This is a genomic window from Acidisoma sp. (assembly GCF_035492295.1).
Taxonomy (GTDB): domain Bacteria; phylum Pseudomonadota; class Alphaproteobacteria; order Acetobacterales; family Acetobacteraceae; genus Acidisoma.
Map to the genome: position 1 here is coordinate 1 of NZ_DATJJK010000282.1, position 19158 is coordinate 19158.

Annotated in this window: 20 protein-coding genes and 1 pseudogene; 8 read left to right on the top strand and 13 right to left on the bottom strand. The window is 63.6% G+C overall.

The window, feature by feature from the left end; all coding sequences use genetic code 11:
* Nucleotides 1-292: 292 nt before the first annotated feature.
* The 12 genes from VL752_RS21240 to VL752_RS21295 form a co-directional block, all read right to left on the bottom strand.
* Nucleotides 293-1267 carry a sugar ABC transporter substrate-binding protein gene (locus VL752_RS21240; protein WP_325358489.1) on the bottom strand — a complete coding sequence of 325 codons (975 nt, stop codon included), beginning with the start codon at nt 1265-1267 and terminating at the stop codon, nt 293-295.
* Between the two features lie 27 nt (nt 1268-1294).
* Nucleotides 1295-2287 carry an ABC transporter permease gene (locus VL752_RS21245; RefSeq protein WP_325358491.1) on the bottom strand — a complete coding sequence of 331 codons (993 nt, stop codon included), beginning with the start codon at nt 2285-2287 and terminating at the stop codon, nt 1295-1297.
* Nucleotide 2288: 1 nt separating this feature from the next.
* Nucleotides 2289-3323 (bottom strand): ABC transporter permease, encoded by a 1035-nt coding sequence (locus VL752_RS21250; RefSeq protein WP_325358492.1) that lies wholly within the window; start codon nt 3321-3323, stop codon nt 2289-2291.
* Entirely contained in the window at nt 3320-4837 is a 1518-nt protein-coding gene (locus VL752_RS21255; RefSeq protein ID WP_325358494.1) for a sugar ABC transporter ATP-binding protein, read from the bottom strand. The genes VL752_RS21250 and VL752_RS21255 overlap by 4 nt, the downstream gene beginning before the upstream one ends.
* 2 nt (nt 4838-4839) lie before the next feature.
* Nucleotides 4840-6045, bottom strand: coding sequence for an SfnB family sulfur acquisition oxidoreductase (locus VL752_RS21260; RefSeq protein ID WP_325358496.1), 1206 nt, complete (start codon nt 6043-6045; stop codon nt 4840-4842).
* Nucleotides 6042-7454 (bottom strand): LLM class flavin-dependent oxidoreductase, encoded by a 1413-nt coding sequence (locus VL752_RS21265; protein ID WP_325358498.1) that lies wholly within the window; start codon nt 7452-7454, stop codon nt 6042-6044. Before VL752_RS21265 ends, VL752_RS21260 begins: the two co-directional genes overlap by 4 nt.
* A 39-nt stretch (nt 7455-7493) precedes the next feature.
* Nucleotides 7494-8717 (bottom strand): acyl-CoA dehydrogenase family protein, encoded by a 1224-nt coding sequence (locus tag VL752_RS21270; protein ID WP_325358500.1) that lies wholly within the window; start codon nt 8715-8717, stop codon nt 7494-7496.
* A 5-nt stretch (nt 8718-8722) separates the two neighbouring features.
* Nucleotides 8723-9262, bottom strand: coding sequence for a hypothetical protein (locus VL752_RS21275; RefSeq protein WP_325358502.1), 540 nt, complete (start codon nt 9260-9262; stop codon nt 8723-8725).
* Between the two features lie 121 nt (nt 9263-9383).
* Nucleotides 9384-10043: an LLM class flavin-dependent oxidoreductase gene (locus VL752_RS21280; protein WP_325358504.1), complete on the bottom strand. Its 660-nt coding sequence runs from the start codon at nt 10041-10043 to the stop codon at nt 9384-9386.
* A 22-nt stretch (nt 10044-10065) separates the two neighbouring features.
* Nucleotides 10066-11034 (bottom strand): sugar ABC transporter substrate-binding protein, encoded by a 969-nt coding sequence (locus VL752_RS21285; RefSeq protein ID WP_325358506.1) that lies wholly within the window; start codon nt 11032-11034, stop codon nt 10066-10068.
* 43 nt (nt 11035-11077) lie between these two features.
* A complete protein-coding gene (locus VL752_RS21290) occupies nt 11078-12460 on the bottom strand; it encodes an LLM class flavin-dependent oxidoreductase (protein ID WP_325358508.1) in 1383 nt (460 codons plus the stop codon).
* A 390-nt stretch (nt 12461-12850) separates the two neighbouring features.
* Nucleotides 12851-13153, bottom strand: coding sequence for a hypothetical protein (locus tag VL752_RS21295; protein WP_325358510.1), 303 nt, complete (start codon nt 13151-13153; stop codon nt 12851-12853).
* A gap of 65 nt (nt 13154-13218) precedes the next feature.
* On the opposite strand from VL752_RS21295, the gene VL752_RS21300 reads away from it, so the two are divergent.
* From VL752_RS21300 to VL752_RS21335, 8 genes are all read left to right on the top strand, one after another.
* Nucleotides 13219-13479, top strand: a complete 261-nt coding sequence (locus tag VL752_RS21300) for a hypothetical protein (RefSeq protein WP_325358512.1) — start codon at nt 13219-13221, stop codon at nt 13477-13479.
* Between the two features lie 17 nt (nt 13480-13496).
* Nucleotides 13497-13883, top strand: coding sequence for a hypothetical protein (locus VL752_RS21305; RefSeq protein WP_325358514.1), 387 nt, complete (start codon nt 13497-13499; stop codon nt 13881-13883).
* Nucleotides 13858-14184 carry a hypothetical protein gene (locus tag VL752_RS21310; protein ID WP_325358516.1) on the top strand — a complete coding sequence of 109 codons (327 nt, stop codon included), beginning with the start codon at nt 13858-13860 and terminating at the stop codon, nt 14182-14184. The genes VL752_RS21305 and VL752_RS21310 overlap by 26 nt, the downstream gene beginning before the upstream one ends.
* A 144-nt stretch (nt 14185-14328) precedes the next feature.
* Entirely contained in the window at nt 14329-14613 is a 285-nt protein-coding gene (locus tag VL752_RS21315; RefSeq protein WP_325358518.1) for a hypothetical protein, read from the top strand.
* Between the two features lie 171 nt (nt 14614-14784).
* Nucleotides 14785-15012, top strand: a complete 228-nt coding sequence (locus VL752_RS21320; RefSeq protein ID WP_325358520.1) for a hypothetical protein — start codon at nt 14785-14787, stop codon at nt 15010-15012.
* The gene (locus VL752_RS21325) at nt 15012-16535 is read left to right on the top strand and encodes a sugar ABC transporter ATP-binding protein (protein WP_325358522.1); all 1524 of its coding nucleotides are present in this window, start codon (nt 15012-15014) and stop codon (nt 16533-16535) included. Before VL752_RS21320 ends, VL752_RS21325 begins: the two co-directional genes overlap by 1 nt.
* Nucleotides 16532-17578 (top strand): ABC transporter permease, encoded by a 1047-nt coding sequence (locus tag VL752_RS21330; RefSeq protein ID WP_325358524.1) that lies wholly within the window; start codon nt 16532-16534, stop codon nt 17576-17578. The genes VL752_RS21325 and VL752_RS21330 overlap by 4 nt, the downstream gene beginning before the upstream one ends.
* Before the next feature lie 33 nt (nt 17579-17611).
* Entirely contained in the window at nt 17612-18655 is a 1044-nt protein-coding gene (locus VL752_RS21335) for a substrate-binding domain-containing protein (protein ID WP_325358526.1), read from the top strand.
* Between the two features lie 220 nt (nt 18656-18875).
* On the opposite strand, the pseudogene VL752_RS21340 reads toward VL752_RS21335, so the two are convergent.
* Nucleotides 18876-19158, bottom strand: a pseudogene (locus VL752_RS21340) (hypothetical protein); the annotation flags it as partial.

Consider the following 19158-nt stretch of genomic DNA (forward strand, 5'->3'; position numbering starts at 1 on the left):
CAAAGCCGAGTTCGAGAACGAGCAGCAGAGCCGCCCAAGTAAGAGCCTGCCGTCTATCACTGGGCGCGTGTCGCCACCCAGCACGACGCCCGCAGTCGCAGCCGCTATGCAGCACTCCGAGGGCCGGCCCAGTCTCACGCCCGCGCCCTCGGAACCGTTGCCGATCGCCTTTTCTGATCGTATGCGTCATGCTCACCAAGCGAAGCATGTCCAATCCCGAGAAGCTGCCCGCGGATCGCCCGAATCAGTTCGATCATGGATGGGGAGTTTCCTCCCGCGATCATGGTAAGGGTCAGCTCTGTCCGAGTTGGCTTCCGGCTGTCTTCGCATTCTCCTTGTTCACCAGAATAGACGGCACAAAGGTATAGGGCGGCAGATCATGATTGCCCGCCAGATAGCGGGCGACATTGTCGATTGCTGTCTTGCCGATAAGATAGGGCTGCTGGGCGGCGACCGCGGCGGCGGGCGACGTTGGATCCGCCACCATCTTCACCACATCGGGGCTGCCGTCCACGCCATAGGTCCGCACTTCCGGCCGATGAGCCGCGATGATCGCCTGGGTTGCGCCCACCTGCGGCACGTCCCAAGCCGACCAGACGGCCGCAATCTGCCCCTTATTCGGATATTTCTGCAGCATATCCGTTACCTGAGAATAGGCGTTCTGAACCGTGTTCGGAATGACGTCCCTAAGTTCCGGCTGGATGATATGGATGTCAGGAAATGCCTTCAGCACCAATTTCAACTCGTCATAGCGAATGGCGCAAACCGGCACGCTGTAGAAGCCGTTGAAGACGAGGATATTGCCTCGGCCATGAATATCGCTCGCAAGTTGCAGGGCAAGCTTCTCGCCGATGCCGTAATTGTCAGATGTCGTGTCATTGATGCTGGAGGGCGAGATGGTATCGACCGTAAACAGCGGAATGCCCGCGCCGCGGATTTTCCTGAGCCATGGCTGCAACACGGGTCCGTTGCCAAGCTGCTCGACAATCGCATCGGGCTTTTGCGCGATCAGCGTTTGGATCTGGCTGATCTGCCGGCTGTCGTTGCGACCGGCATCCAGCGCGATGGCGACACCGCCCAGGCGCTTAACCTCGTCGATCTGTCCCTGATAGGCCCTGAGATCCCAATAATGCTCGGTTCCGACCACGGTGATGCCGATGCGCCTGCCTTTCAGGCTTGGCACATCATCGGCCTGGGCGCGTTCAGCGGCGCCTAGGCTTGCCGCCAGGGTCAGTCCAAGCAACCAATACGAAAAATTGGACGCCATTTTATGAACTCCATTGGTGATGATGGTTCAATCCCTGGCCTGCAGGCGACGAGCAGAGAAGCTCGCGGCGAGCACGCCGAAGACAAGCAGGCCGACAGCGACCTGTTGCCAGTAGAAGTTCCAGCCAATCAGCAGCAATCCATTGTGCAACATGCCGAACAGAAAGACGCCAAGCAGCGTGCCCAGAACATTGGGCTTGGCCTCGCGGCTGATGGTCGTGCCGACGAAGACGGCGCCAATGGCATCGAGCAGGAAGGCGTTGCCGGAGAGCGGCACATAGGATTTCACGGTCGCGGCAAGGAGCAGACCCGCGATGCCGCAGAGCAGCGCGGAAAGGATGTAGACGAGGCCGATGGTGCGGCGGACCGGCAGACCGGAATAGCGCGCTACCTGCGGCGCGGCACCACTGGCGCGCACATGCCGCCCGAAGGCCGTTCGCCGCAGCAGAACCTCGACCAGGAAGACCGCCGCACCCAGGATCCAGAGCGGCGCCGGAACAGCCAGCAGCGCGCCATGCGCCAAGCCAGCCAGCCCTGCAGAGGGAAAGTTCGAGACAAGATAGATCGGGGTGCCACCATTGGTCGCCAATTGCTGGACACTTTCGCCGACAAAGAGCACGCCAAGGGTCGCGAGAAAGGGGCTGATGCCCAGACCGGAGATCAGCAGCGCATCGACCAGCCCCACCGCCAGGGCACCGGCCAGCCCTGCGCCAAGGCTGAGGAGGAGGCCGTGCCCCGCCGCCATCAGCGTGACCGCGATCATGGCAGCGATATCGGCCGAGGTGCCGACCGAGAGATCGATGCCGCCGGCCGAGACGACAAGCGTCATGCCGAGCGCCACGAGGGCAGGCAACGTGAAGTTGTTGACCAGAATATGCAGTAGATTCCCAGGCGTGCGGAAGGTGGGCGATGCCGCCGCGAACAAAACGAGTAGAACGAGAAGCGCCGAGGGAGTTGCCCAACGCACGATTGCGGCAAGCGTCAAGTCGCGGCGTCTCGCCGCAGCCATTGTCCTGGACATGTCAGGCCACTCCCGGACGGTCCGACAGGGAGCGCAGCGCGACGATCCCCAGGATGAGCAAGCCCTGAACGCCGTTCACCCAGTAACTGGAGACGTTAAGCAGCTGAAATCCATTGATCAGGCATCCAATAAACAGAACACTGAGGATGGTGCCGCCGATCGACGGCAGAAGACGGCGGGAGAACACCACACTCATCAGGCTGGTCAGCACCACCGAGAGCAGGATATCGCCCGAGCCGGGCGAGCTTCCCGAAAGCCGTGCCGCCTGGAGGATGGCTGCCAGGGCAGCCAGCAGTCCGGCCCCCAGGTAGCTTGCCGCGCGGTAGGCCGGCACGCGCAGACCGGCGGCACGCGCCGCCTCCCGGTGCCCGCCCACCGCCTGCAGGCGCAGGCCCCAGGGCGTGCGATGCACCAGCAGAAGCATCACCGCACCGATGATGATAAAACTCCAGCTCGTCACCGATAGACCGAGCCAATCCGCCGCCGTGATCCAGGCGAGCAAGGGCGAGGCGGAACTAATCACCATATTCTGGGTCAGCACCAGCTCCAGGCCAGCGCAGATATTCATCACCGCAAGGGTTGCGAGCAATGGCAGAACACCAAGCCCCACCACGGCCAGCGCGTTCAGCGCGCCGACCGCAAGCCCGGCAGCAAGCGTCAGCAGGAACGCTGTCACATCCGAGTATCCGGCTGCCTCCGACACCGCATAGATCGCGATGCAGAGGCCGAGATTGGCACCGACCGACAAATCGATGCCGCCGCGGATCACGTCGCCGCCGCCCCCGATGATGACCGCGGTCATCCCGAAGGCGAGCAGCGCCAGAGTTGCCGACTGTTCAACAATATTGGCAAGATTGCTGAGTGCCGAAAAGCCTGGCGCCATACATGAGAAATAGATAAAGACCAGCAGGAGGGCAAAGAGCGAGCCGAGCCGGATGAACTGTCCCGAGCCCAGGTGGCGCTCCTTCGGGCTCGCGACACGCGGCTCAGGCGAGAAGGTTTGGGTCGCCGCGGGGGACAAACTCTCGGACGTCATGCGGCCTCCGGTCGGTCGCGGCTGGTGCCAGCGCCTGTCGCCGCAGCCAGAATGTCGTTCGCCGTCGTCTCCTGCGGCAGCACTCGGCGGGTAATGCGGCCGCGATACATCACCAGGATGCGGTCGCAAATTCCGCAGAGTTCCATGAGGTCTGAGGAAAGGATCAGGATCGCCGAACCGCGCGCGGTGAGATCGCCGAGCAGTCGGTAGATCTCCACCTTAGCCGCGACGTCGACCGCGACCGTCGGCTCGTCCAGAATATAGACATCCGATTGGGCGCTCAGCCATTTGGCCAGAACCACCTTCTGCTGGTTGCCGCCGCTGAGATCGCGCGTGCGGGTTTCCGGCCCCGGGGTCTTGATGCCGAGACGCTGAATGAGGCTCGCCACGCGTTGCCGCTCCCGGCGGGCGTCGACCAGACCGAACCGGGTGAGCTTACGCAGGCTGGCGAGCGTTGCATTTTCCCGCACCGAGATATCGAGCGCGATCCCCTGATGCCGGCGATCTTCAGGCACCAGGCCGAGACGGCGGGCAACCGCATGACCGGGTGAGGGGATCGTCACCGCCTGGCCCCGCACCGCAATCTCGCCGCCATCCACCCGGCCGAGGCCGAAAAGCGCCTGCAACACCTCCTTGGCACCCGATCCGAGCAGGCCGGTGAGGCCAAGGATCTCGCCCCCATGAAGACTGAAGGTGACGTCTTCGAAGAAGCCGGCCCGACGGAGGGAGCGGACGGCGAGCACGGCGCCGCCCCGCGATACCTGACGTTTCGGAAACATGTCGCCGATGGTGCGATTGGTCATCAGCGCGACCATCTCGGCCATGGGGGTTGCGCTGGGGTCAACCGTTGCCACATCCCGACCGCTGCGCAGAATGGTGATGCGGTCGCAGAGATCCCGCACTTCCTCGAGATAATGCGAAATATAGACGATGGCCGTGCCCTCGTCGCGCAGGCGGCGGATGATCCCGAAGAGTCGGTTGGCTTCCTGCCGCACCAGGGCGGCTGTCGGCTCGTCGAAGACCAGAACCCGGGGGTGAAGGAGCAGGGCTCGGGTGATCTGCACCACCTGCCGCTGCGCCGCACTGAGCTCACCGATGAGGGCATTGCCTGATATTGAAATATCAAACTGAGCAGAGACAATTTTCTCGGCTTCTTTGCGCATGCGGCGTAGAGCCAGCAGGGGACCCAGATGTGGCTCCCGCCCGAGGAACAGTGCTTCCGCCACTGTAAAGCTCGGCGGCAGCAGCGGCTCCTGATGGATGATATGGACGCCTTGGGCTTCCACCGCGCGGGGCGTGACATGCGACAGCACCTTTCCGCCGATCGCGACGGTCCCCGCCTCCGGCCTATAGAGACCCGCCAGCACCTTGATGATGGTCGATTTGCCGGCGCCATTCTGGCCAATCAACCCGTGAATTTCGCCCGCTCGCAGGACGAAATTTGCATCATCCAGCGCGCGGGTGGCGCCAAAGGTTTTGGTGATGCCACGGAGCGCCAAAGGTTCCACCATCATGGTCAAATGGCCCCGTGGCGTGGCGGCTTGATGCCGTTCAGATAGTAATTTCCGATGGCGGCATATTTCCACCGCACCGGATCATGCAGGGAATGCACCCGCACATTGCGCCAGTAGCGATCAAGCCCATGTTCGGCGAGGGTGGAGCGAGCTCCCGCCAATTCGTGGAGCTTGTTGGCGGCCGCGAGCGCCGCCTCAGTTCCCCAGGCGCGGGCCTCGGCCACTGCAATCGAAGCTTCTGCTACTGTCTCCTCATTCGGCGCCAGCGCTGCCCGATCAACCGCCCTGCCCGCACGGGCGAGAAGCGCGTCCGCCGCGTTCTGCCGCAAGGACAAGTCGCCAATCGCCGCGATAGTATAGGGATCGTCAGAAGCCTTCTCTTGACCGCTATCGATCCAGGGTCGCGATTTTGTGCGGACGAAGGAAATAGTCTCGGCCAGCGCGCCGCGCCCGATGCCGATGTCGATCGCGGCATGGATAATCTGGCCGAACGGCCCCATGCTGGTTGGGCTTTCGAAGGATTCGTAGAAGGGAATAACGGCGAAGGCTTCCACCACGGCATTCTCGAACACGGTCGTGCCGCTGCCTGTGGTGCGTTGGCCGAAGCCTGACCAGTCATCGATCAGCGTGACACCGGTCGTATCCTGCCGTAGGAAGGCGAATACCACCCGATCCTGCTCGTCCTTGGCCAGCACCGCAATCCAATGCGCGAAGAGCGCACCGGTGGAATAGAATTTTCGCCCATTGAGCAGGAACTTGCCGTCCCGCGTTGGGCGGATCGTGGTCTTGTAGTCATGCACGGTTTTGCCGCCGGCCTCGCTGAGCGCATTGCCGATGCGCTCGCCGCCCAGCACGCGGCCGAACCAGAAGGTCTTCTGCTCCGCCGTGCCGGTCAGCCGTAGCGCCTCGAGCACGAAAAAATGGTTCTGCGGGATCTGGCCGATGCTGCCGTCGGCTGCCGAAATGATGGCCGTCACCTCGGCGAGGGTCGCCGCCGATACGCCGGCGCCACCATAGTCCTTTGGCACGGTAATGGCCCAAAGCCCGCTCTGCGAAAAGCGATCGATCTCCGCATAGGGCAGACACCGGTCACGATCACGCGCGGCGGCACCAGGCCGGAATTCGGCGGCCAGGCGATGGGCTGTGGCGATTGCCTCGGCATCGTCCCTGATCACGGAAATGGTTGGCAATGTCTGGGCGGCACTCATTCTGCGGCCTCCAATGAAATGCGGCGCGCGGCCGCAGCGGGGTGCGGGCCCGCGAGACGTGCCCCCTGTCCGGGAAAAAGCTTTTCGCGTAGCGTGCCGGCGGCATAGCCAGTCTTGTAGCGGCCGCGCCGCTGCAACTCTGGCACCAGAAGATCGGCGATATCCACGAAGGTTTCCGGCGTCACGACATAGGCGAGGTTGAAGCCGTCAAGATCGGTATCCGCGATCCAGGATTCCATCTCGTCCGCGACCTCGGCGGCGGAGCCCACAAGGAGCGGTCCGAAACCACCGATGCCGACATGCGCGGCCACTTCCCGCACGGTCCAGACTCGGCGCGGATCGGCCGTGGTGAAGGATTCCACCGCCGAATGCACCGCCTCGTTGCGGATATAACGCAGCGGCTCATCGAGGTCGTAGGCCGAGAAATCAATGCCCGTCCAACCCGACATCAGCGCCAAGGCACCGGCATGGCTAACGTAACGGCGATATTCCTGATGCTTGTCCCGTGCTTCCTGTTCCGTGCGCCCGACGATTGCCGTGGTCAGGTTGAAGATTCGGATGGAGCGCGGATCGCGGCCATGGGCGGCGGCACGCCCACGGATATCCGCGACATAGGTTTTCGCGACCGTTTTCGAGGGCGCGGCCATGAAGACGCATTCGGCATGCCGAGCAGCAAAATCCCGGCCCTTGCCGGAAGTCCCAGCCTGGAACAGCACGGGGGTGCGCTGCGGCGAGGGTTCGCTGAGATGAATGGCATCGAGCTTGAAGAATTCACCCTCGTGCAGAACGCGGTGAACGCGCGCAGGATCGGTGAAGATGCCGCGCGCACGATCGCGCAGAACGGCGCCGTCCTCCCAGCTGCCTTCCCAAAGCTTGTAGACCAGCGCCATATATTCCTCGGCAATCTGGTAGCGCGTATCGTGCTTGGGCTGCGCACTGGCGCCGGAAACGCCACGCGCCGCACTGTCGAGATAGCCGGTCACGACGTTCCAGCCAATGCGACCCTTGGTCAGATGATCAAGCGTCGATAACCGCCGCGCGAAGGTGAAAGGCGGTTCGTAAGAGAGCGTGCAGGTCACACCGAAGCCCAAGTGATCTGTCACCACCGCCATCGCGGAGACGGTCATGAGCGGATCGTTGAGCGGCACCTGGGTCGCCTCACGCAATGCGGTGTCCGTACTGCCGCCATAGACATCATAGACACCGAGGACATCGGCCATGAACAGCGCATCGAACTTGCCGCGCTCAAGGGTCTTGGCCAGATCCGTCCAATAGGAAAGATCAACGTAGCGATCGGCGCGGTCGCGCGGATGGCGCCACAGCCCAGGCGACTGGTGGACCACGCAGTTCATGTCGAAGGCGTTGAACAGTATTTCGCGCGTCATGCGCTCAGTCGCAGACTGGTTCATCGTCAACTCCTGAAGCCGTGTGAAACGTCGTCGCTGCGGTCAAACCCGGCCCACCCGCCAGGATTGCGGCGGTGCCGTGCCGTTCACGGCGAAATCTCCCACGATGCGATCCTTGTAGATGCGGGGATTGTGGCTGCTCAGCGTGCGGGCATTGCGCCAGTGACGATCCAGGCCGCTGCCACGCAGAACGGCAGAGGCGCCGAGGGCATCGAACAGAATTGTCGTCGCATCGAGGATCAGACTGGTGATGACGCCCACCGCCTGGCCGGACTCGATCTCAGCGATCGCCAGGGCTCGTTCGTCATACTGCCCCGCGCCGTCACGCGATTGGACGACCCGTTCCACCGCCTCAGCGACTTTCAGGACAAGGACACCGGCCGTATATGCTGCGCCGCGCATGCGGCCGATGACCTGTAGAATCTGCGGGTCCTGCTTTGGCAGAGCCGCCGCGCCATGGCTGTAGCTGCGGTTGCGACGGGCCACCGCTTCCGCCACGTCCTGCGCCGCTGCTCGGCCGATACCGGCGAGTGTTGCCAGATGGACCAGTTGGTAGAAAGGCAGCGTATAGGCGAAGATCTCCCGATCCTCGACGATATCGGCATCTGCCGCGCGAACATCTTCGAAAATAGCTGTGCCGCTGGCCGTCAGCGTTTGGCCGAAACCGCTCCAATCATCAATCACCGAGACGCCTGGCGCCTCCCGCCGCACTAGGGCGGTCGCCGAAACCCCGTCCTCTATGCGCTGCGTCGCGACATGCAGCCAATCGGCATAAAGCGAGCCGGTGGTATAGAATTTCCGGCCGCTGATGAGCCATCCTTCGCCGTCGCGGCGCAGCCTTGTCTCGAAAGCTGCCTGCCCCGCCTCCCCGGCTTCGCTGCGCGCGCTGCCGATAGTCTCGCCGGTTGCGATCCGGGGGAGCCAGAGTTGCCGCCGCCCCGGGATGTCGGTGTGCATTGCCTCCTCGACAAAACCGAAATGGGCACGCAATGCCTGGGTGATATTGGAATCAGCGGCCGAAAGCTCGATCAACAAATTAAAGAATTCCGGCAGGCTCGCTCCCGCACCACCCTCCGCCTCGGGCAGGCGCAGTGCGGTAAAGCCCGCTTCCTTCAGCCAGCCGATTTCGGCATAGGGAAGTTGGCGGCCCAATTCCCGCTCCACCCCACCCACGCGAATGCGTGCGAAGGTCGGACGGAAGCGTTCAGCCAAGGCTTCGTAGCGCGCGGTCGGGCCGCTGCCCCAGGCATCATCAATTTGCGACATGGTGCTTAACTCCGGCGATATGATTGACCGTGCGACAGCAAGGTTGTGCCTATGTAGTCGTGGCGAAAGAGACCTCGGCCTCGAAGCTCGGGCGGGACAAGCGCTGCGAAGTCCGCAAACCCAGTGGGCGGCAGCGGCGGCATGACATTGGAGCCGTCGGCGCCATGCCCGCGGAGGCGTTCCTCCAGCGCATCGGCAATATCGGCGGCCATGCCGACAACCTGCCAATGGCCTCGCGCGCCGGCGCCGCGCACAGATAGTTCCCGGAGCGACAGAGTCTCCCACGGCGCCAGCTCAGCCATGAGTTGCTGCCGGCTTTTACTGCCATTGGTGGTGGGCCGTTCTGGAATCGGCCCATCCAGGGGAAAGCGTGAAAAGTCGATACCACCCGTGACGGAGGCCAGCAAAGCAAAGCCCACATCGGGGTGAACAAAGTCCTGTAGTCCTTGAAATTTGGACTGCGCTTCGGTCCTTGTCCTGCCCAACACGGGAGAGACATCAGGCATGATCTTGAGGTCCTCGGGGCTGTGTTGGTACCGCGCCATGCGCCCCTCAGACCGGCGTGAGAACTCTGTGCCTCGGCCAGCGTCTGCTGCGCCGTGAACACCGCCGCGGCATGGCGCGCCGCAAGTGCTATCCCCGTATCTGGAGAGCCGGCCCGGAAGATCACCGGCCGGCCCCAGGGGGGCGTGGCAAGCTAAGCAGGTGCTCGACCCGAAAGTGCTTGCCCGCATGGCGCAGCACGTGCCGCTTCGCGGGGTGGAAGAATAGCCCGACTGCCTTGTCCCGGAGGAAGGCATCCTCTTCCCGGCTGTTCCAAAGTCCGACTGCGGCATCGGCGAATTCCCCGGCACGGCTAGAGCGCTCCTCATGGGAGAAATGCCGTTGGCGGCTGAAATTGCGCGCCTCCCTCTCGTTCGACGAGGTGACCAGATTCCAGCCCGCCCGACCGCTGCTGGGCAGATCCAGCGAGGCAAATTTACGCCACATGAAAGGGCTCGTTGAAGGAGGTTGAGACGGGCCGACCAGACCGATCCGCTCGGTCACCGCGGAGAGGGCGCTGAGCAGAGTCAGCAGCTCGAATTGCGCGATATAGCTATGCGCCGTTCGGCTCAATACCTCGACATCGTCGCCGCGCGTGCTGGAACCATCGGCGAAAAAGATCAGGTCGAATTTCGCTGCCTCGGCGACGCGCGCCAGCGCCTGATAGTGCCGCAGATTGACGCCGGCATCAGTTTGGGCCGCAGGGTGGCGCCAGGCGGCGATTTGACGGTCCGCCGGATAGATGAACAACCCCAGCGTCATCTCATCCTGGCGTGTTGTCATGTCGCCCTTCCCGCGGCCATTCTCAGCTCCTCTGTCCAAGCTGTTTGGAGACAGCGAGAGCGTTCTCCTTGGTCACCAGGATCGAGGGCACGAAAGTATAGGGGGGCAGGCTGCGATCGCCGTTCAGATAGCGGGCGACATTGTCGACCGCCGTCTTGCCGATCAGCGACGGTTGCTGCGCCACCACCGCGGCCGCCGGGGAAGCCGGATCGCCGACCATCTTGACGACGTCAGGACTGCCATCGACGCCATAGGTTCGGATCTCGCTGCGATGCGCCGCGACGATGGCCTGGGTGGCGCCGACCTGGGGCACGTCCCAGGCCTGCCAGACCGCCGCGATCTGGCCCTTGTTCGGATATTTCGCCAGCATATCCGTGATCTGGGCATAGGCGTTCTGCACCGTATTCGGCACAACCTCATGCAGTTCCGGCTGGATGATATGAATGCCTGGGAAACTCTTCAGCACCAGGCGCAGTTCGTCGTAGCGAATGGCAATGACCGGGACGTTATAGGCGCCGTTGAAGACGATGATATTGCCGTGCCCCCCCAGATCGCTCGCCATCCGCAGCGCCAGTTCCTCACCGATGCGGAAATTGTCCGAGGTCGTGTCGTTGATGCTGGAGGGTGACACCGTATCCACGGTGAAGAGCGGAATGCCGGCGGCACGAATCTTCTTCAGCCAGGGTTCCAGCACCGGCACGCTCCCCAGCTGCTCGATGATCGCATCGGGTTTCTGGCTAATTAGGGTCTGAATTTGCGCGATCTGGCGGCTATCGTTGCGGCCACCGTCAAGCGCGATCGGGACCCCACCCAGGCGCTTCACTTCGTCAACCTGGCCCTGATAGGCGCGCAGATCCCAGTAATGTTCGGTGCCGGCGACGGTGATGCCGATACGCTTGCCGCGGAGGCTCGGCACGTCCTGCGCCTGCGCGGCCAGGCTGGTAAAGGCGACTGCCGCTGCCAGGCCGAGCGTTCTTCCAACTCTCACCATATAAACCTAGTCCTCTTGAAGGGTCTGTCCTGCGGCACGCGTGTCATGCCGCGGCCGCGCCAGGGGCGATGCGGTGGCGCACCGCTGGGTGGTGCGCGGGCAACCGATCGCCGTGTCCGAAAAGCTTGTGCCTCAGGGTTCCCGGTCGGTAGGCGGTCTTGTACGCGCCGCGCCGCTGCAGCTCGGGCACCAGAAACGCAGTGATGTCCCGGAACGTTTCATGCGTCACCGCATGAGCGAGGTTGAAGCCGTCGATATCGGTTTCCTCGGCCCAGGACTGCAGACTATCCGCGACCGTGACTGGCGAGCCGACCGAGACCGGGCTCAGACCACCGATGCCGCACCAGGCAGCGATTTCCCGGATGGTCCAAACGCGGCCGGGATCAGCCGAGCTCATCGCTTCCACGGCCGTACGGATCGCATTGCTCTCCACATGAAGAAATGGGTCATCCAGTTTGTACCGGCTGAGATCCGTGCCGATCCAACCTGACATGAGTGCGAGCGCCGCTTCGTCCGAACAGTAGCTGCGATAGTCGGCCTCTTTGGCCGCAGCTTCGGCGGCGGTGGCGGCAACGATCACGGTGTGTTCTGCGAAAATCAGCACATCAGCCGGGTCGCGCCCTGCCTCCACGACGTTTTGGCGGACGGCTCCTACGAATTTCTTGAGCACCGGCTTAGAGGGCGCGCCGATGAAGATACATTCGGCATTCTCCGCACCGAAGCGGCGGCCGCGTGGGGATGCGCCAGCCTGATAGAGAACCGGCGTGCGCTGCGGTGATGGCTCGCAGAGATGCATCGCATCTAGCGTGAAATGCGGGCCGGCATGGTGGATGGTCCGCACCCGGGTGGGATCGACGTAGACGCCGCTTTCCCTGTCACGGCGCAGCGCGTCCTCCGCCCAGCTACCTTCCCAAAGCTTGTAGCAAAGAGCGGCATAGTCATCGGCCATGTCGTATCGGGAATCATGGGCGAGCTGGCCCGGCTGGCCGAAGGCGCGGGAGGCGCTGTCAAGCGCCGAGGTCACCATGTTCCAGCCGATGCGCCCATCGGTCAGATGATCGAGCGTCGACATGCGCCTCGCCAGCGTGAAGGGATGTTCATAGGTCATCGAGACGGTGACGCCGAATCCCAGGTTCTCGGTCACCTCGGCCATGGCCGGTATGGTCAGAAGTGGATCGTTCAGCGGTACATGCAGACCGTCTGCGAGCGCGGTGTCGCGGCTGCCGCGATAGACATCGCTCACCCCGAGCGTATCGGCGACAAAAAGCCCGTCGAACAAGCCTCGCTCGAGAATACGCGCAAGCTCGGTCCAGTAGCCGCGCTTCGTATAGACCGCCGCTTCGCTGCGCGGATGCCGCCACAAGCCCGGCGACAGATGGTCCGGCGTCGCCATGGTGAAGGCATTCAGGCGAAGTTCTTTCGTCAAATTCTGTCCTTTGCCGGCGCTGTCTCAGGGGCACGACCCGCGGTCGTCGGAGTTTAATCGTCTTCTATGCGTATATAAAAAATCTACTATTTGTCTATCTGTTGAGTATGATTATACGATCGTGCGTCGGATTGAAAGCCTTAATCTCTCTTCAAATCGTTGTTACGATGCGGGCCGCGCCGCCGCCATCTACGGCGTCGCTGTGGCCCTGTTCTCTGCCACTCCCGCCTTGGTCCAGGCCTGCGGAGGGCGCCGCCGCCTTTCGACAAAGGGGGGCGTGACCATCGCTGTCGCGAACTATCTAAGCGGCAGCGATTTTCTGGAGGCCTACGAGGCCGGCGCCACCCGCCAGGCGGCCGCCTTGCATACCAAACTCCGCCTGTCAGAAGCTCAGCAGGAGCGAACCGCCTCCGCTCCCTCGCACAGCAGGCGATCGACCTTCATGTCCAAGGCATCGTCATCAACAACGGCACCAAGGAGGCTATACGGGACGTGGTACAGACGGCCCTCGCCGCCGGCATCAAAGTGGTGACCTATGATCTCGATCTCGGCCTGCCGCAGGTGCCGGTGATCGAACAGAATGACCGCGAGATGATAGCTCTCGTGCTCACCCAGGCGCCTACGGATCAGGGTGATCATTTCAAGGTCAGCGAAGTCTATCTCGCGAGCTTCCTGCCGCTGGACCATCGCCATGTTGAGTTTCGCGCTCCAAGGTTCGCATCTACGGTGGCGATACTTCTTCGTCGGATATTCTGGCGATGCGTGAGCCGGGCAGCCCCTGGGTTGCAAGCGCCGCCACCAATGCCGCCGTGGTCGGAGAGGTTGCCGTGCACGCCCTGGCGCTGGAAATCGTGGCCGTCAATCCGGGCGCCAAGGTCGCGGTAGCGCCGCATCTCATCACCCGGGCGGAACGTCTGCACGACAATGTCAAGACGATCCAGGATCTCGGCGCTAAGGACCCCGGCTTCCGTCGCAGCGATGCCGCGCAGGCGCCCTGGATTCCTCAACCCAGCTCGTGACCGGGACCCCAGAGCAGATGACCGATCTCGTGCCGGACTATGCGCGCAACATACGCCTGATCGGTCAGAGCGACCAGGGCGGCCGATCCGACGTCGTGCAGCTGGTGGTGCATCGCGGGTTTGCCTATATCGGCCAGTTCATGCCGGAAGGCTTCAGCATCGTCGATGTCCGTGATCCACACCGGCCCGGCCCCGCTGTCTTCATCCCTGCACCACCCAGTACCTGGAACAACCATCTGCAGACACATGATGACCTGCTCTTCTTGGTGCATGCGAAGAACCTTTTCGTGGATCCGGCCTTCGCGGATGAGCATGCCTATTACGGCCGCGCCGTGGGCGACACGCTGGCAGTCTCAACACCCTCGCATAGCGCGCGACTTGAGCGCCGGCCTCGCCGTCTATGACCTCGCCAATCCGGCGGCGCCGCGGCAGCTCGGCTTCATGCCGGTCGAAGGCGTCGGCCTGCGCCGCGTGTGGTATGTGGGCGGCCGCTGGGCCTATGCCTCGGCGCTTCTGGACGGTTTCAGCGACTATATCCTGATCACTATCGACATGGCGGACCCCCCGCATCCGCGCGGAGCGGGGCGGTTTTGGTTGCCTGGCATGAACTTGGCGGCGGGGGAAAAGGCCGACTGGCCGGCCAACCGCCGTATCGCGCTCCATCACCCAAAGCGCCCTAGCCCCTGGCGGCACGCAATCTCTTGATCGTCGCCGACTAAGCCGTGCTGGACCAGCAGGAGGAGGGGCTGAAACTGACCTGGGTGTTCGATATTCGCGCGCCGGAAAACCCTGTCAGCATCGCGACCTTTCGACCCCACCCGAGAGGATTACCGCGCCAAGGGGCGCATTTTGGGGCCGCATAATCTGCATGAGTACCGGCCCGGCAGTTTCGTCAGCGACCAGTCGATCTTTGCTGCCTATCAAAGTGCCGGTGTACGGGCCTTCGATGTTTCCGATCCCTTCAGTCCGGTCGAGACCGCGGCGCCGGCACCGCCGGCGCTGACACGCGTGATGGACCGGCGGCTCGGTCGGCCCCACATCATCCAGACCTGCGACGTCTTCGTGGATGCGGCGGGACTCATCTACACGACCGATTACAGCGCCGGTCTGCACATCATCGAATTTCCTGGCTGAGCACGTTAACTACACTCATAAATAGTTATATAACAAATAATGCCTTTACAACTCGTGTTTAAGATGCCCAGTATCTGGGATGCCGTCTCAGGGAATAGTCATGTGTTGTCGGTCGCACCCCGTTTCGTAGCCGTCTGCTTTCGCTCCCTCTTCTCAGGGAAGGATCCGCTCGTGAATCCCTATTTCCCCACGTTTCTGCCCCAGCTTCTGGCAGACGGCACCGCGCGCCGTGCCTTCCTGCGCGAGGCACTGCGCGAGCAAGTCTCAACCGCCGCGCGTGAAGACGCATTGGCGGTCCTGCCGCTCGGCGACGACAGCGGCTTTGCGGCATCCGGTCAGCGTGAGGGTCGTCCTGGCAGCAGAGGCGGCATAGCCATCGACGGCCGGCGCCTCGCCTGATGCCGGCCACCATCACAGCCATCGGTCTGTGCAAACAGTTCGGCACCAACCGCGTGCTGGAAGATGTGAGGCTCAGCGTCGACGCCGGCGAAGTACTGGCGCTAATGGGCGCGAATGGCGCAGGCAAGTCGACGCTGGTGAAGATTCTGGCGGGCGTGCATCAGCCAGATCACGGTGGCGTCTCGATCGACGGCCGCCCGGCCAGGCTCGGCTCCCCCGCTGCCGCCCGCGCCGCCGGCATCGTCGCGGTGCATCAATCTGTGGCCGATGCCGGGGTGGGGGATCTCTCGGTCGCCGAAAATCTGCTGCTGGACGATCTTTGCGGTGGACGCCTGCCCTTCCTCCTCTCGCCTCGCCGTCTGCGCGGCCTCGCGCAGGCGGTCGCGGCGCGGGTAGGCCTCGCCGCGAATCTCAGCGCCCCCTTCTCCTCCCTCAGCCTGGCCGAGCGTCAACTCGCCATCATTGCACGCGCAATGGGAAGCCGCCCCCGCCTCCTCATACTGGATGAGCCCACGGCATCCCTCTCCCCTATCGAGGCCGAGCGGCTGTTCCTGCTGCTTAACAGTTTGAAGGCAGCCGGCATCGCCATCCTGCTGATCTCCCACAAGCTTTCCGACCTCCGCCGCGCCGCAGACCGCATCCTGGTGCTGCGCAATGGCCGCATCGCCGGAGAATTCGCGAAGCCGCTCGATCTGCAGGCCGCGACAGCGGCGATGATCGGGCGGGAGGTAGTGGCGCGTGCCCGCACCCAAAGCCGCGACAGCGCGCACCCCCGGGTCAGGCTGCGGGCCGTGGCGCTGCGCGCCGAGAGCGTGCCGATCAATCTCGACCTAACCCCGGGGGAGATCACCGTCGTCACCGGCCCTCTCGGTGCCGGCAAGAGCAGCCTGCTTGGCACCCTGTTCGGCCTCTGGCCGTACGCAGCGGGGGGCATGACATTGGACGACGCGCCGTGGCGACCCTCGGGGCCGGCGGCTGCCATTGCCGCCGGCGTCTTCATGGCGGGCGAGGACCGCTGGCACACCTCCCTCGCCCCGGCGACGACGCTGGGCGCCGATCTTGCCGGAACCATCGCCCTGCCGCATCTTCGGCACTGGTCGCATGTGCTCGGCTTCCTTGGCTTCGCTCGCGAAACAGCGGCCGCCCGCCAGGCGATCAGCCGCCTCGGCATCGTTTGCCAGGGCCCGAAGGACCCGCTCGACCAGCTTTCCGGCGGCAACCAACAGAAGGTCGTGGTCGCACGCTGGCAGGCACGCCCCTCTACCCTGCTGCTGCTCGACGAGCCTTTCCAGGGCATCGACCTCGGCGCCCGGCATGATCTCATCGCTTCTCTGCGGGCGATGGATCCGCGGACCACCATCTTGATCGCCACCAGTGACGTGGAAGAGGCGCTGGAAGCTGGCGACCGCATCCTCGTCCTGCGCGATCGCGCGATCGTCGCCGATCACCGCCCTGCCGCGGGCGAACTGCTCGGCCGTCTTTCCAGTATCGAAGCCCTCGTGGCCGGAGCCTTTTCCCCGTGAGCCAAACCCTACAGCATAGTGGAAAGGTTGCGCCGTCATCCGGCACGCCGCGCGGCATCACTTTTACCCTCGCCGAACTCGCAGGACGCGGCGCGATGTTCCTCATCCTGATCGTCCTGGTCACGATTTTCGGCATCATCCAGCCCGTCTTCCTTAAGGTCGAGAATCTGCTCGACATCCTCGAAGCGGTCTCGGTGACGGCGCTGCTCGGGCTTGGCATCACCGTCAGCCTCGCGGTCGGCGGCTTCGATCTTTCGGTCGGCAGTACGGCCGCGATGGGGGTGATGACCGCCGCCTACGCCCAGGTGGTCTGGGGCTGGGGCACGGTCCCCACCGTGCTGCTGGTGCTCGGCGTCGGCATCGTCATCGGCCTGTTCAATAGCCTGCTCATCATCGTTCTGCGGGTGCCCGATCTGCTGGCGACGCTCGGGACACTTTTTCTCGTGGGTGGCCTGCAGCTCATCCCGAGTGCCGGAAATTCGATTTCCACCGGCATGATCTTCGCCGACGGCAGCAGCGCCAATGGCGCCTTCGCCACCAGCTTCCTCGCTCTTGGCCGCACGCGACTCTGGGGTCTTCTTCCCCTGCCGGTGATCATCCTCGCCGCGGTCGCGGTCCTTCTCTGGATTCTGATGGAGCGGCTGCGCTGGGGCCGCGCCCTCTATGCAGTCGGCGGCAATGCGCTCGCGGCGCGTCTGGCCGGTGCCCCCACGGCGCGGCTACGCATGGCGGCCTACGTGCTCTCCGGCCTGCTCTCAGCCCTCGGCGGCATTCTGCTCGCCGCGCGCGTCGGCCGTGGCGACATCATGACCGGCGGCTCCCTGCTGCAGGACAGTTTCGCGGCCGCCCTCATCGGCTTCGCCGTACTCAACCTGCGCCGTCCGAACATTCTTGGCACCGTCGTCGGTGCCATTCTGGTGGGCGTGTTGCTCAACGGCCTGACCATGCTGAACGCGCCCTATTACACGCAGGATTTCATCAAGGGCGCTGTGCTCGTCGGCTCCCTCGCGCTCACCTATCGCCTCGGCCGCAGTCGCCGCTGAGCTCTGCCTCTCACACATGTTCCGGACAAAATCATGAGACAACTGCTCAAAGCCCTGCCGCTGCTACTCGCGGCCAGCGTCGCCGCCGACCTCTCCCCGGCCACGGCCGCCGGCCTGGCGGGTGCCCCACCGCCCTTCGACCATGGCCGCGTCAAAGTGGCGCTGGTCAGCCTCATCTCCCAGGGCGATTTCTTCCAGGCCTATCAGGTCGGCGCCTTACGCCAGGCCCGCGCCCTCGGCATTGATCTCCGCCTTTTCCCTGGCCGTGGCGACCCCGCAGCCGAGCGTGATGCGATTCAGCAGGCCATCAACCTCGGCGTGAAGGGGTTGATCATCGATCACGGCATGCCCGCGACCTTGCGGGATATCGCGACCCAGGCCGTGGCCGCCGGCATCAAGGTGGTGGCCTTCGACGTCAATCTCGACAATCCGGCGATCCCCCAGATCGAACAGAGCGACCATGATCTCGCCACCCTCGTCCTCGGCCAGGCGCTGAAGGACAATGGAGACAGTTTCAAGGCCGGTCTCATCTACGTCGCCGGCTTTGCACCGCTCGACCGGCGCTACGCCGTCTGGCAGGCGGTCAAGGCCGGGCATCCCGCGATTGAGCAGGTGGCACGCTGGGGCACCGCGCAAAGCCCGGTCGCGACCGCCATCGCCGACCAATCTACGGCCGTGTTTCGTGCCCATCCCGAGATCAGCGTCGTCTTCGCGCCCTGGGATGAATTCGCCCGCGGCGCCAGTCTCGCCGTGGACGAGAACAGGCTCCAGGGCAAAATCCGTATCTACAGCGCAGATATCTCGACGCCGGACATCACCGCGATGCGCGAGCCAGGCAGCGCGTGGGTCGCGACTGCAGCGACCAACCCCGCCGTGGTCGGCGCCGTCTCCGTCCGTACCGCCGCCCTGCTTCTGGCGGGAGAGAATCCGGGGCACGAGATCCTCGTCCAGCCCGCTTTGGTGACGCGGGATTTTCTGCTGAAGGAGGACATCAAAACGGTGCAGGATCTGGAGAAGAAGCTGCCGGCCTTTGCGCAAAGCCCCGCCGCCACCGCCACCTGGATGCCGGATCACTGAACAGGACAACCGAAACAGGCCTGCCAAACATACGTCAGCACAAACTACGCGACATCCTGGTGATATATGGACGGTCGGATGGCGTTATTTAGGGTTCGCATCGTCCTGGCTGGAAATCGGCACGGGGTCTGCGCGCCGCTAGGCACCGTAACGACCTGATCTCGCTCGAAATCGAGGGGTCCCTGCGTAACGCCTGTCCACATCCAAACGCCCACACGACTCAGGTGCTCCGATAGCTCTCCAGCGTATAGGCGTTCAAAAACTGCCGCTTCCACAAGAAGGCCCGATCCATCGCACTCATGCCCGCCTCCTTGCAAACTGCGTCCCATCCGTCGCGAATTTTGGCGATCTGGCCGTCGATGATGCTGCGCGCCTTGGCGTCGCTCAGCAAGAATCGCGCCGCTGCACTTCGGCAGGTTTCCAGCCGACTGCGCCGATCATCACCATTGATCGACATCCCCTGATTGGCCTCTCCTCCCGTGCACGCTGCGGACAGATATCGT